Annotated in this window: 10 protein-coding genes; 4 read left to right on the top strand and 6 right to left on the bottom strand. The window is 61.6% G+C overall.

The window, feature by feature from the left end; genetic code table 11:
* Position 1: 1 nt before the first annotated feature.
* Together NE850_RS12750 and NE850_RS12745 are read right to left on the bottom strand one after the other, a co-directional pair.
* Complete coding sequence (locus NE850_RS12750) at positions 2-856, bottom strand: oxidoreductase (RefSeq protein WP_007178526.1); 855 nt, start codon at positions 854-856, stop codon at positions 2-4.
* A 249-nt stretch (positions 857-1,105) separates the two neighbouring features.
* Positions 1,106-2,026: a LysR substrate-binding domain-containing protein gene (locus NE850_RS12745; RefSeq protein WP_007178525.1), complete on the bottom strand. Its 921-nt coding sequence runs from the start codon at positions 2,024-2,026 to the stop codon at positions 1,106-1,108.
* A 124-nt stretch (positions 2,027-2,150) separates the two neighbouring features.
* Between NE850_RS12745 and NE850_RS12740 the strand changes: the two genes are divergently transcribed.
* Together NE850_RS12740 and NE850_RS12735 are read left to right on the top strand one after the other, a co-directional pair.
* Positions 2,151-2,918, top strand: coding sequence for a transporter substrate-binding domain-containing protein (locus tag NE850_RS12740; protein WP_007178524.1), 768 nt, complete (start codon positions 2,151-2,153; stop codon positions 2,916-2,918).
* 31 nt (positions 2,919-2,949) lie between these two features.
* Entirely contained in the window at positions 2,950-4,065 is a 1,116-nt protein-coding gene (locus NE850_RS12735; RefSeq protein ID WP_007178523.1) for a succinylglutamate desuccinylase/aspartoacylase family protein, read from the top strand.
* Positions 4,066-4,108: 43 nt separating this feature from the next.
* Here NE850_RS12735 and NE850_RS12730 read toward each other — a convergent pair whose 3' ends face one another.
* The 4 genes from NE850_RS12730 to NE850_RS12715 form a co-directional block, all read right to left on the bottom strand.
* Positions 4,109-4,378 carry a cupin domain-containing protein gene (locus NE850_RS12730; protein ID WP_007178522.1) on the bottom strand — a complete coding sequence of 90 codons (270 nt, stop codon included), beginning with the start codon at positions 4,376-4,378 and terminating at the stop codon, positions 4,109-4,111.
* Positions 4,379-4,632: 254 nt separating this feature from the next.
* The gene (locus tag NE850_RS12725) at positions 4,633-5,565 is read right to left on the bottom strand and encodes a methyltransferase domain-containing protein (protein WP_007178521.1); all 933 of its coding nucleotides are present in this window, start codon (positions 5,563-5,565) and stop codon (positions 4,633-4,635) included.
* A gap of 446 nt (positions 5,566-6,011) precedes the next feature.
* Positions 6,012-8,165, bottom strand: coding sequence for a phosphocholine-specific phospholipase C (locus NE850_RS12720; protein ID WP_007178520.1), 2,154 nt, complete (start codon positions 8,163-8,165; stop codon positions 6,012-6,014).
* A gap of 59 nt (positions 8,166-8,224) precedes the next feature.
* Complete coding sequence (locus tag NE850_RS12715; protein ID WP_084747703.1) at positions 8,225-8,539, bottom strand: hypothetical protein; 315 nt, start codon at positions 8,537-8,539, stop codon at positions 8,225-8,227.
* A 212-nt stretch (positions 8,540-8,751) separates the two neighbouring features.
* On the opposite strand from NE850_RS12715, the gene NE850_RS12710 reads away from it, so the two are divergent.
* Both NE850_RS12710 and NE850_RS12705 read left to right on the top strand, forming a co-directional pair.
* A complete protein-coding gene (locus NE850_RS12710; protein ID WP_007178518.1) occupies positions 8,752-10,734 on the top strand; it encodes an amylo-alpha-1,6-glucosidase in 1,983 nt (660 codons plus the stop codon).
* 51 nt (positions 10,735-10,785) lie between these two features.
* Positions 10,786-13,587: an MGH1-like glycoside hydrolase domain-containing protein gene (locus NE850_RS12705; protein WP_007178517.1), complete on the top strand. Its 2,802-nt coding sequence runs from the start codon at positions 10,786-10,788 to the stop codon at positions 13,585-13,587.
* The last annotated feature ends 112 nt before the right edge of the window (positions 13,588-13,699 follow it).

The raw sequence follows: 13,699 nt of genomic DNA, 5'->3' as shown, positions 1-13,699 counted from the left end.
ATTAACCCGCTCCCTCCGGAAAATCCGCGCCTACCGTCGTGGCTTCCCATGCATCGAAGTCGCCGCGCATGAAGTCCAGCTTCTTGCGGGCCAATTCGAGTGCAGTCTTGCCGAGCAGCAAACGCAGCGGCGGTTTGTCCGACAGCGCGGCGTCGATGATGGCCTGCGCCGCGCGCACCGGGTCGCCTGCCTGCTTGCCGCTGCGCGCTTCGGTCTGCGCGCGGCGCTCGCCGGCCGTGGCCGCGTAGTCGTCGATCACCGTGCCCGACTGTTTGATAGACGGACCCGCCCAGTTCGTACGGAACGGCCCCGGCTCAACGATCAACACGTCGATGCCGAGCGGCTTCACCTCCGTCGCCAGCGATTCGGACAAGCCCTCCACTGCGTATTTGGTGGCGTGGTAATAGCCGGTCGCCGCAAAGCTCGTGATACCGCCGATTGACGACACGTTCACGATCAAACCGCTGTGCTGTTCACGCATGATCGGCAAGACCGCCTTCGTCATGTCGATCAGGCCGAATACGTTGGTTTCGAACATGGCGCGGACTTCGTCGTCTTCGCCTTCCTCGATCGCGGCCAGATAACCGTAACCCGCGTTGTTGACGAGCGCATCGACGCGGCCGAAACGCTGCTTTGTCTGCGCGACTACGTCTTCGATCTGCTTGGGATTCGTCACGTCGAGCGCCAGAACCAGTGCGCGATCGGCGTGGCCCTCAACGATATCTTTCACTTTCGACGGGTCGCGTGCGGTAACCACCGCGCGCCAGCCGCGTTCCAGCACCAGTTTTGCCAGCTCGCGGCCGAATCCGGTGGAACATCCTGTGATCAGCCAGACGGGATTGTCTCGATTCATCATTTGGGGAAACTCCTGTTGATGGTCTACGACGTAAAGAAGACTCCATGCGGTGCGAGGGCGCTGTGCGCCGCTCGCCTCCGCAATTGGTTTGCTGCTGTGCTTAGCTTGAAGCGTGCCCGGACTTTTTCGGTGGGTGCCGGCGGTCGTTCGCCTATGTGGATGCTCGAACGGCGCCGTTAGTGCTGCTTGCGTCCGGTGTGGATACTTAATTGTAGCCGCAGCGCGGCGGCTTCGCTTGGCAGCACCGCTTCAACGCGCCCGCACTGTGCGCGTGTACGAAGCGATCATGGTCGCGAGCTCCTGCGCGGCGGGCGTGAGCGGAATGGCCGCGCGCTGCAGCAGGCACACGTTCTGTTCGACCGCGCGCTCGCGCACGGGAATGGACGTGAGCGTGCCGGCAAACGGCCCACGCTTCGCCACGATCGACGACTCCAGCGACAGGCAGTCCGTTGCGCCCACCAGATGCAGCGTCTCGTACAAGCCTTCCACCGTCGCGACGATTTTCGGCGGCGGCAAGCCGTGGCTCTCGAACAGATGGCTCAGGCGATTGACTTGCGGATCGGCCGTGAGATTCGGCGAGCGCGTGGCCACCCACGTGCAGTCGACCAGTTCGGCCAGCGAGGTCGCGCCGGCCTTCGGATGCCCTTGGCGGCAGACGACCACCGGATCGGACGGATAAAGCGGCATGACCGATAGATCGGCGGTATCCGTGTGCTTCGAGACGAGGGCAACCGCGAAGTCCAGCGTGCCTTCGCGAATCCACGAAATCATCATGCGCGAGGTGCCCGTACGCAGATGCACCGCGACCCGCTCGAAGCGCGTGTGGAATTCCATCAGCACCGGCGCGAACGCATCGACGAGCGGTTCGGTTGTCATGCCGAACGTGACCTCGCCGACATAGTCGCCGCGCAGTTGCTGCACGTCCTGCTCCGCGCGTTCGCATTCGCCGATGATCGCGCCGGCCCGCTGCAACAGCCGCTGGCCGAGTGCGGTCAGCGCAATGCCCCGATTCGTGCGGGTAAAGAGCGTGGCGCCGAGCATCGATTCGAGGTTCTGCAATTGCTGCGTGATGCCGCTTTGCGCGATACCGAGCGCACGCGAAGCCGCGCGGATGCTGCCGTGCTCGGCCACGGCGGTGAATGCGCGAAGCTGGGAGATGGTCAACGCCATGAGGGCTGTGCCGTCCGGTGATCGGTAAAAGTGATCATGATAGTCTCAACGGGGCTTCTTTGAGGCGCGGACGCGGCATAGGATGACGCGGTAGTTATCCGCCCACCCCACACTCCGTCCTCCCATGAAAATTTCGCTGATGATCTTGAGCGCCGCGCTGGCTTTCAGCAGCGGCGCGTTTGCTGCTGATTCCACCACGCTGCGCCTCGGCATCGATCCGACCTATCCGCCGATGGACTCCAAGGCGCCCGACGGCAGCTTCAAAGGCTTCGACGTCGATCTCGGCAACGAAATCTGCAAGCGCATTCACGCGCGCTGCCAGTGGGTGGAGCTCGAATTTTCGGGGATGATTCCGGCGTTGCAGGCGCGCAAGATCGACGCGATCCTTTCTTCAATGGCGATCACGGAAAAGCGCGAACAGCAGATTCTGTTTTCGTCGAAGCTGTTCCAGTTCAAATCGCGGCTAATCGCGCGCCAAGGTTCCGCGCTCGCGGGCGGCTTGAACGCATTGCCAGGCAAGCAAATCGGCGTGCAGTCGGGCACGCAGTTCGAGGGGTATGCGCTGAAGAACTGGGCGCCGCTCGGCGTGCATGTGGTGGCGTATAAGAGTCAGGAGGAAGTCTTCGCCGACCTGGAGAACGGGCGTCTCGACGGCGCGTTGCTCGGTTCGGTGGAGGCGGACTACGGATTCTTGCGCACACAGGCGGGCAAGGGGTTTGCGTTCGTGGGCGAACCGCTCTCGATGGGCGATCGCGGCGTGGGCATCGGCTTGCGCAAGGATGAGACCGCGGTGCAGGCCTCCATCAACGAGGCGATCGCCTCGATGCGCAAGGACGGCACGTACGCGCAGATCGCAAAGAAGTACTTCGACTTCGATCCGTACGGAAACTGATTCTCCGACTTTCTTTTAAAGACTCCCGCTCATGAACAGGCAATCCATTCCGCTTCTCTCGCCGGCTATCGGCACGCACCGCGAACTGGTGTCGTTTCATTTCGGCCCGGCGAATAGCGGGCAGAAGATTTATATCCAGTCGTCGCTGCATGCCGATGAAACGCCGGCGATGCTGACGACGGTCTTGCTCAAGCGTCGTTTGCTCGAACTGGAAAAGCAGGATGCGCTGAACGCGGAAATCGTCCTTGTGCCGGTAGCGAATCCGGTCGGGCTCGGCCAATACGTGCTCGGTCAATTTCTTGGCCGCTTCGATCTGGGCAGCGGGAAGAACTTCAATCGTCACTTCCTGCAGTTTCCGAAGCTGGTGGCGCAAGCCAAAGAAGCGTTGGGTTCCAATGCCGCCGAGAATGTGCGGATTGTTCGCCGGTTGATTGCCGAGGAACTGGCCGCTCAGAAACCGTTGACCGAGTTCGAATCGCTGCAACTGGCGCTGCTGAAACTCTCGTTCGACGCGGATGTAATTATCGATCTGCACTGTTCGCTCGAAGCGGCAATGCACCTCTATACCAGCGAGGCCGCGTGGCCCGAGTTCGAACCGTTGTCGCGTTATCTTGGAGCGCAGGCGTCGTTGCTTGCCACCAATTCAGGCGGCGAAGCGTTCGATGAAACGCACAGCCTGTTATGGTGGCAGTTGCGACAAGCTCTGCCGGCCGACAAGCCGGTGCCTGACGGTGCGATTGCCGTGACCGTGGAGTGCCGCGGCCAGCGCGACGTTTCCTATGAGGTTGCTCAAGAGGATGCCGACGCACTTGTCGATTATCTGGTGTGGCGCAAGGCGATTCAGCTCGACGCCAGGCCTTTGCCGCCGTTGTTGACGCCCGCCACGCCGCTCGCCGGCAGTGAGCAGTTCTATGCGCCGGTGAGCGGGATTCTCATTCACCGCGCGAAGATTGGCGACACGATTCGCGTGGGGCAGGCGCTATTCGATATCGTCGATCCACTGACGGACGAGACGACGACGATCGTCAGCAAGACCGAAGGCGTGTTTTACATGCGCCGCGCGATTCGCTTTGTAACGGCCGGCGCACCGCTTGGGCGTGTGACAGGCACGCGGCCTTTCAGGACTGGCGTTCTGCTGGGCGCCTGACGTTCTTCTTTCGATTGGCGCGTGCCGTTTTTCAGGCCGCGCCTTACTGCTTCCTTCCCACCAGATACGTCACACCATTCGGGCCATAGCGCTCCGAATGCGGTTTGTGGGGCAGCAAGTGGAAGACGTCGCCGACGTGATACGCGCGTTCCTCGTCACCCACGCGTATGCTCATTTCGCCTTCGAGAATCAGGGCTTTCGCTTCGAACGGATGCTCGTGAACAGCCATCTCGGCGTTCGCCTCGCGCGTGACAACCACGGCGTCGGGGAAGCCTTCTTTCGTCAGGCTTTCGGTGAATGCGTTACGGTTCATTACGGATTCCTCGGCAATCGATTGGGGGTACTTCACTTTAACGCTGCGCGCGATTTTCTGCAGGCGAGGCTTCGAATGTCATGCCGATACGGTTGCAGTCGTGCTGACGTTTCAGTGCAGTTGGGTGCGCTTGCGACAGTCGCCAGTCAAGTCGTAAACTTCCCGGAATTCACTTCGACAAGCTAACTATTTAGTCGTGCGGCATTGGCTGCCACGCGCTCATGCTGGACAAGGCGGCGATTGCCGACTGACGGTCAGCCCGGATAGGCTGTCTTCATGATCGTGCCTGGATCGGCGTCCCAGGAAAGGTTGCAGGGCGCCACCTTTTTTATCACGCACATGCTCGCCAGATAGCCGGTCTCGTTCTCAAGGAACGTCGCCGGATTGTCGATCTGCGTCTGGGGGATGATCGCCGCCGGGTTGCTCTGGGCGCTGGTCACGACCTCGAATCCGGTGAACTGGTTGAAGATGCCATGCCAGCCGAACTTCGAGAAGCGGTAAAAGTCCCACGGCGCATCATGCACCGGCCACGACTGATGAGACTGGATAAAGCCGATACCACCGGTCTTCATCACCTTGTTCATCTCGACCGCGACTTTCCACGGCATCATCAGGTGTTCAAACGTGGAGATCGTGTAGATGTAGTCGAAGTGATTGGCAGGAAGTGTCTGAGAAAGGAAATGGGCATCGCCGACTATGTCGACGTTTTCGCCGGCCACGATGTCGAAACCCACATAGCTGGCCGAAGCAGGGAAGAGCGCACGGCGATTGTTGCCGCTGCGGGCGCGTGAGCCGATCTCGAGAATGGCAGGATTGTCGGCAGCTCGCACCGATTCGAAGAAAGCCGCCTCGGCAGCGCTTGATTCCGCGCAGTCCGCGTTAAGCACCTCGCGCGCCGGATCATCGACACGGAGTTCCGTTTTGCCGTCCGACAGGATCAGGCCAATTCTTCCATACCATCCGTCTCGCGCGTCGATGCGACATGACAGTCTGAATCCCCACTTTTCAGCACCTCGACCGAACGCGGCTGCGACGTCCGGCCGGTTGACGGCGGTGATGACAGGCTGATAACGCTTGCCGTCCAACATTACCGAGATCGATCCGCGACGCTCCGCAAGGCCGGAAAACCAGCCTTCACAGAATACGTGCGAACGAAAAGTTTCCAGACGGTCAATCGCATACGCCATCTTGTCGTCTCCGTTTGATTCTTTCAATGGCTGCTGTGGGGGCATATCGCAGCTCATCCTCGGGCTTGAGCCGTCCCAGACGACGGCATGACCGGCGCGACCTTATTGCCGGACGAGGTACGCGAGGATCGGGCGGGTCGGATTTGCGAGCGAGCACCGAGTTTAGCAAACACACCCGGGTGGCGTCGGCACGATGCCAATGCCGTCGTGAACGAGAACCTTCACGCGATCGGTGAAGGGAGAAGTCTGATTCGATACGCGCGTCGAATACTATGCCCCTCGCTAGAGGCCAGAGCGCTGAACGCCGGGCTATAAAAAAACGGTGGTGCCGTTGTCCGACCGGCGCCTTCCTCCATGATGGAGTTCACGTGTCCACCTATTTCAGGTGGACACGATGCTTCCAGGTCTTTCAGTGCAACTCAAGACGGTTTCACTTCCGCTTACTCTTAAATCGCCACCAGCACCGGCGCAACCGCCGCCGGATCACTAATGCTCGGCCGCCCATTCTCGACGTGACCCGCAAGACGGCGCGAGAAGCTCGCGTCGTCATTGCTCGTCACCGTCAAGTCGTACCAGTGATGGCTCGACGCCAGCACCCATGCTTCTTCGATTTGTGCGCCGGCCGGCACCAGCACCGGACGCGGACGGGCACCGTATGCGTTGTCGGTCACCGTCAACCGCGCAATACCGCCGCCCTTGTTGCTGAACTTGAGGAACACGTTGCCGTTCGCGACGTCGTATTGCACCTTTACTTCCGGTTCGGCCGGTTTGTTGTTGCCGTGGCCGCCGCCGAACTGCGCGTTCTGTGCCTTCGGCTGCTGCGTGTTGCCTGCGAACTTGCGCACGAAACCATTCGGGCCGAACACTTCGAACGTGTACACGCCGCTCGTCACGGTCAGATCGAATGTCTCGCTGAGCGACTTGCCCGCTTCGACCGTGTAACGCCACGGACCGTCCGTGCGGTTCATCGAGTACACGTAGAAATGCGCGCCCTGATCGCCGGTGTTGCCGATCGAGAGTTCGAACGTGTTCTTCTTCGAGTCCGCGTGTCCGTTCACATGCAGTTCATACGGCAGTGCGCGCGCGAAACGAATGCCGCTTTCCTGCGGATCGATCGCGCCCGGCGTTGCGGGAACGGTCGGCTTGGGCTGCGTCGCGCACTGGTTGTCGGCAATGCTCTTGTAGTTGCTCGTGTCCGGCAGCGGCGGCACCTTCGAGTCCGGCGTGCGGAAGTCGAATGCCGTGGTCAGGTCGCCGCACACCGCGCGGCGCCATGCCGTGATGTTCGGCTCATACACGCCAAAGCGCGCTTCGATGAAGCGAATCACCGACGTGTGGTCGAACACCTGCGAGCACACAAAGCCGCCCTTGCTCCACGGCGACACGATCGTCATGGGCACACGCGGGCCGAGGCCGTAGGGCAGGCCGTCGGCAGTGTAGCTGCCGCCGCGCAACGGATTCACCACGTTGTGAATCTCGCCTTCGGTGCTGACCGTGGACTGGCCTTGAGCGCCTGTCGTTGCGGGTTGCGGCGGCACGAGGTGGTCGAAGAAACCGTCATTCTCGTCGTACATGATGAATAGCACGGTCTTGCTCCAGACCTCCGGATTCGACGTCAGCGCTTCGAGAATCTGCGACGTGTATTCCGCGCCGTATGCGGGCGTATAGCTCGGGTGTTCCGAGTACGCGGCCGGCGGGCACAGCCACGACACTTGCGGCAGCTTGTTGGCCAGCACGTCGGCCTTCAGGTCGTCGATGGTGCGCACGGTTTGCGCGCGCTCATACAACGGCGAACCCGGCTGCGCGTTGATGAAGTTCGTGAAATTCTGCAGGATGTTGGTGCCGTAGTTGCCGTTCAGCGGATCGGCGCCGGTCAGCCCTTGCTGATACACCTGCCACGAGATACCCGCGGCTTGCAGGCGCTCCGGATACGTGGTCCACGAGAGCAATTGGTAATTCGGCGGGCCGTCGCCGTCGACGAAATCGTTGTTGTCGAGCAGCGGGCCGCCCAGCGTGCCGGACGGATCGACCATGCCGGTCATCAGATACGCGCGGTTCGGGTGCGTGGGCCCCGGCAGCGAGCAGAAGTAGGCGTCGCAAACGGTGAACGCATCGGCCAGCGCGTAGTGGAACGGAATGTCGCTGCGCAGGTGATAGCCCATCGTCATGTCGGTCTTGTTGGCGGGCCACTGGTCGTAGCGGCCGCCGTCGATCGCGGCGTGGGTCTTGTACCAGGAGTGATCCAGATCGCCGACGCATTGCGCGCTGGTGGTCGCCGTGTTCAGATGGAACGGCAACACAGGCTGAGCCGGATTTTCCTTCGACGGTTGATACCACACCGGCTTGCCGCTCGAGAGCGGAATCGGGAAACGGTCGTTGTAGCCACGCACACCGCGCATGTGGCCGAAGTAGTGGTCGAACGAGCGGTTCTCCTGCATGAACACGACGATGTGCTCGACATCGCGGATCGTGCCGGTGCGCGAAAACGCGGGAACGGCAAGCGCATTACGAATCGACTCGGGCAGCGCGGTCAGTGCGGCAGCAGCGCCGGCGGATGAAGCCACGGTCTGCAGGAAACGGCGACGGCTAGTTGATGTCATCGAATATCACCTTCTGCGTGGGGGAAGAATAGCGCGCCTCGCGCGCCGGGAGAAACGGGTCAGTTGCTGCTCGCGCTGTCGCCGGGTGCGTAATGCATGACGGGTGAGACTTGCTGGCTGTCCGCGGCGAGACTGGCTTGCATGTTCTGCGTGATCGGATCGGAGGCTGCGGCCGGGTTCGCCGCGAGCGTCGAGGATGCATTGAGCATTGCCGCGGCGGGCGCCATCGCCGCATCTGGCGCGGCATCGTTATTGGCAACGGCCGGCGATGAAGACGTTGCAGAAGGCGCGGAATCATCGGCACCGCAACCGCTCAACGCTACAGTTGCAAGCGCAACCAAAGCGGCACTCGCGAGGCGTTTGTCTCTTCTCATGTTTGCATCCAGTTTCGTGAAGGCGGATGCAGTCTCTAATCCTTTCAAGAAATAATTGTGAAACGTTTGCGAGTGGTAAAACTTGCGTGTTTGAGTTGGTCTTTCGAAAGGCAGTGGAAAGTGAGAAGTAGGAGAATGGTCACTGCAACGCCATGTGACCGGTAATCTTGGGCACACCGAACGATCGACGGCTATGTACAACCGGTAAGTTCATGACACGCATCGAACGACCTTTCGACATCACGCGTCTCGAAGACGAATGGCTGGAAGCGGACGGCTTCGGCGGTTTCGCGTCGGGCACTGTCGGCACGCTGCGCACGCGCCGTTATCACGCGTTGCTGCTCGCCGCAACGCGGGCGCCCGGCGGGCGCGTGGTGCTTGTCAACGGCGTGGAGGCGTGGCTTGAGGCGAACGGCAAGCGTTATCCATTGAGCATGCAGCGCTACGTGCCGGATCTGATTTATCCGGACCTGACCGCGAGTCTTATTGCATTCGACACCGTGCCGTGGCCGACATGGCGTGTGCAACTCGACACGCATCTCGCATTGACCGCTGACGTGTTTGTCGGCAAAGCGACCCGCGAAACGGTTTTGCGCTGGCGTCTGCAGAGCGCTGGAGATACGGCTGCAACAAGCGCGCTCACATTGAAAGTCAGGCCGCTAATATCGGGCCGCGACTACCACGCGCTGCATCATGAGAACACCGCGTTCAACTTCACCGCGCAGACGAGCGGCGATCAGGCGTGCGTAAGCTGGCAACCGTACGGCGATCGGCCGGTGATCCAGTGCGCGACGAACGGCGTCTACACGCACGCGCCGGATTGGTATCGCAATTTCTGCTACGTTCGCGAGCGGGAACGCGGCCTCGATTTCAGCGAGGATCTGGCGACGCCTGGCGTGTTCAGCTTCAATCTCGCCGATGGTGCAGCGGTGATGATTCTCAGCGCTTCCAGTGCCACGAGCGGCACGCAATCGGCAGGCGCGAAACCGGCATTCGCGCACGCAACAGAACTGGCGCGCATCGAGCAACAGCGCCGCGACGCGCTCGGCTCGCGCCTGCAACGCTCGGCCGATGCCTACGTGGTAGAGCGCAACGAAGGCCGCACGATCCTCGCGGGCTTTCCGTGGTTCACGGACTGGGGTCGCGACACATTCATCGCAATGCGCGGTTTGCTGATCGCATCAGGCCGGCTCGACGACGCCGAAGCGATCCTGCTCGAATGGTCAGGCACGCTGTCCGAAGGCATGCTGCCGAATCGTTTCCCCGACTATGGCGACACGCCGGAATACAATTCCGTCGACGCGTCGTTGTGGTTCATCGTCGCCGTGCACGACTATCTGGCGACGCATCACGCGAGCGCCGCCACGCAGCAGCGCCTGCAGCAGGCAAGCGAAGCCATCCTCAGGGGCTACACGGAAGGCACGCGCTTCAACATCCAGGCATCCGCCGCTGACGGCCTGCTCAGCGCCGGCACACCCGGCGTGCAACTTACGTGGATGGATGCGAAAGTCGGCGACTGGGTGGTCACGCCGCGTATCGGCAAGCCAGTCGAAGTGCAGGCGCTCTGGATCAACGCATTGCGCATTGCAGCAAGTTGGAATCCGCACTGGCAGCCGGCCGCTGACCGAGCGTTGCAAGCGTTTCATGAACGCTTCATCGATCCGTCCACGCAAGCACTGTTCGACAACGTGGACGTCGATCATGTCAAAGGCGCGATAGACCGCTCGATTCGCCCCAACCAGATCTTCGCCCTGGGCGGCCTGCCGTTTCCGTTGCTCGACGGCGCGGCGGCGCGCGCGGTGCTCGACCAGGTCGAAGCGCAGTTGCTCACGCCACTGGGACTGCGGACGCTGGCGCCTTCCGATCCTGCCTATCGCGGGCACTACGGCGGGCAGCCGCTGGAGCGTGACGGCGCCTATCATCAAGGAACCGCGTGGCCGTGGCTGCTCGGTCCGTTTGTCGAAGCATGGTTGCGAGTCCACGGCGGCGCGGCGGATGCCCGCATGCAAGCGAAAACGCGCTTTCTCGACCCGCTCTACGCGCATCTCGATCATGCCGGTCTCGACCATCTCTCTGAAATCGCCGATGGCGATGCGCCGCACGCGCCCGCCGGCACGCCTTTCCAGGCCTGGTCGCTGGGCGAGTTGTTGCGCATGGAGATGCTGCTGGCCCGGTTGCCGTCCGCCGGCGCCTAAACCGCGCTACGATGTGTGTCCCACCGCCAAGCCCGATGCAAGGATGTAGTCATGCCACCGCTGCGCGCTGCCAATCTGCTCGCCACCATTGAGGGTTCACGGCTCCATTCGGCCGACTGTGCGCATTGGCAACGCTGGGGACCGTATCTCAGCGAGCGTCAATGGGGCACCGTACGCGAGGATTACAGTGCCGACGGCACCGCCTGGGACTCTTTTCCGCACGACCATGCGCGCAGCCGCGCTTACCGCTGGGGCGAAGACGGCATTGCCGGTTTCGGCGACGACAAGCTGAGCTGGTGTGTTTCGCTCGCGCTATGGAATCGCAAGGACGCGATCCTGAAGGAGCGCCTGTTCGGTCTCACGAATGCGCAAGGCAATCACGGTGAAGACGTGAAAGAGTTGTACTTCTACGTCGACGGCACGCCGACGCATTCGTACATGCGCATGCTCTACAAGTACCCGCACTCCGCCTTTCCGTACGACGACCTGGTTCAGGAAAACGCGCGCCGCGGCGGCGACATGCCGGAGTACGAAATTCTCGACACGGGCGTGTTCGACGATTTGCGCTACTTCGACGTACAGGTGGAATACGCGAAACACGCGCCGGACGACATACTCATGCGCGTGACCATCGAAAATCGCGCGGACCAGGAAGCTTCACTGGATGTGCTGCCGCAAATCTGGGCGCGCAATTCGTGGTCGTGGAAAGAGAACAGGGACAAGCCGTCGCTCGTCGCCGGTACGGACCGCAATGGCAAGGCGTATCTGGTCGGGCATCAGCATGGCCAGGAGCCGATCGTCGTCACAGCCTGGTCGAAAGACGCAACGGTGACGTGGCTCTTCTGCGAGAACGACACCAACGTGAAGCGTCTCTTCAACATGGACGGCGCGGGCCCGTTCAAAGACGGCTTCAACGATTATCTCGTGCACGGCGATGAACACGCGATTCGCCGCAACGCGGGCACCAAGGCTGGCGCGCATGCGTCGATCGAACTCGAACCGCATGGACGCGCCGTGGTGTACATGCGCTGGCGTCCCCAATCGAGCCCCGACGATGCGCAACTCGACGCTGAAGCGATATTCGCGCACCGCATTGCCGAAGCCGACGAATTCTATGGCGCGCTGCAACAGGACATCACCGACCCCGACGCGCGTTTAGTGCAGCGTCAGGCGCTCGCCGGCATGCTGTGGTCGAAGCAGTACTACCAGTACGACGTGCAGCGCTGGCTCGAGGGCGACCCGCTTCAGCCGGCGCCGCCTGCAAGCCGCAAACGCGGCCGTAATATGGACTGGCGGCACCTGTGTAACGCGGACATCGTGTCGATGCCCGACAAGTGGGAATACCCGTGGTACGCGTCGTGGGACCTGGCGTTTCATGCCGCCGCGTTCGCCTTGATCGATCCGGCGTTCGCGAAACGGCAATTGCTGTTGCTGGTGAAGGACCGCTATCAGCATCCGAATGGTCAGATTCCCGCCTATGAATGGGCGCTCGGCGACGCCAATCCGCCCGTGCACGCGTGGGCCGCGTGGCGTGTGTATGAAATCGACCGCGCTCTCACCGGCAAGGGGGATCGCGACTTTCTCGAACTGATCTTCCATAAACTGCTGCTGAATTTTTCCTGGTGGGTGAACCGCAAGGACGCCGACGGCCACAATATCTTTCAGGGCGGCTTTCTCGGGCTGGACAACGTCGGTATCTTCGACCGCTCGTCGCCGCTGCCGACCGGCGGCCATATCGATCAGGCCGACGGCACCGCGTGGATGGCCGCGTATGCGCTCGACCTGATGCGCATCGCGCTGGAACTTGCGTACGCGAATCATGTTTTCGTCGATATCGGAGTGAAGTTTTTTGAGCACTTCCTGTATATCGCCGAGGCCGTGAGTTGCGACGACGGCTGCGATACAGGCCTGTGGGACAGCGAGGACGAGTTCTTCTACGACAAGCTGCGTCTGCCGGACGGCAGCAGCGTTCCCATGCGGTTGCGCTCGATCGTAGGTCTGATTCCACTGTTCGCCGTGCACGTGCTGGAAGAGCGTCTGCATGGCGGCCTGCCGGGTTTGCGTGAACGGCTGATCTGGTTCCTCGAACATCGCCCCGACCTGGCGAAGCTGGTCTCGCGCTGGAACGAGCCGGGCAAGGGCAACGCGCTGCTGCTCTCGCTGTTGCGCGGGCATCGGATGAAAGCATTGCTGCGCCGTGCACTCGACGAAAGCGAATTTCTTTCCGATCACGGCGTGCGCGCGCTTTCGCGAGTCCATCGCGATCAGCCGTTCGTGTTCAATCACAACGGAGACAGTTTCACCGTGAAGTATTTGCCGGCCGAATCGGATACGCGGGTGTTCGGTGGCAATTCCAACTGGCGCGGCCCGGTGTGGATGCCGGTGAACTATCTGCTCATCGAGTCGCTCTACGAATTCCACCGCTACTATGGCGACGATTTCAAGGTCGAGTATCCGACCGGTTCGGGCGAGGCGTTCACGCTGAGCCAGATTGCCGACGAACTGGCGCGCCGGTGCACCACGCTGTTTCTCAAGAACAGGGACGGCGAGCGGCCAGTAATGGGCGCTTATCCTCTGTTGCAGACCGACCCGCGCTCGCGCGATCTGATCCTGTTTCATGAGTATTTTCATGGCGATAACGGGCGCGGTGTCGGCGCTTCGCATCAGACCGGCTGGACCGGGCTGGTCGCCTTGCTGTTGCAACCGCGCGTGATGGGGGTGTCGGGCAATGTACCGTTGGCGGGCGAACCGGATCGGGCGCCGGTGCCGACTTCCCCTTCGGCGCACGCCACAGTGGCAAGCATGCCCGAATCTGCTTCCGCACCTGAGCCGGCGCACGCATCGATGAAGTAGGGCGCGGCGGCGCGAGCGGGCGTGAGGTTGCTCAGGTTACGTTAGCCATACAACGTCGCGTGGCGAACAGGTCGCTTGGCCGTTTTTGAACTGTGTGGGTACAAGCGTGGTC

It is taken from the genome of Paraburkholderia sp. USG1, from assembly GCF_031570135.1.
Classification (GTDB): Bacteria; Pseudomonadota; Gammaproteobacteria; order Burkholderiales; family Burkholderiaceae; genus Paraburkholderia; species Paraburkholderia dioscoreae.
This window is presented reverse-complemented; position numbering and strand designations above follow the sequence as displayed.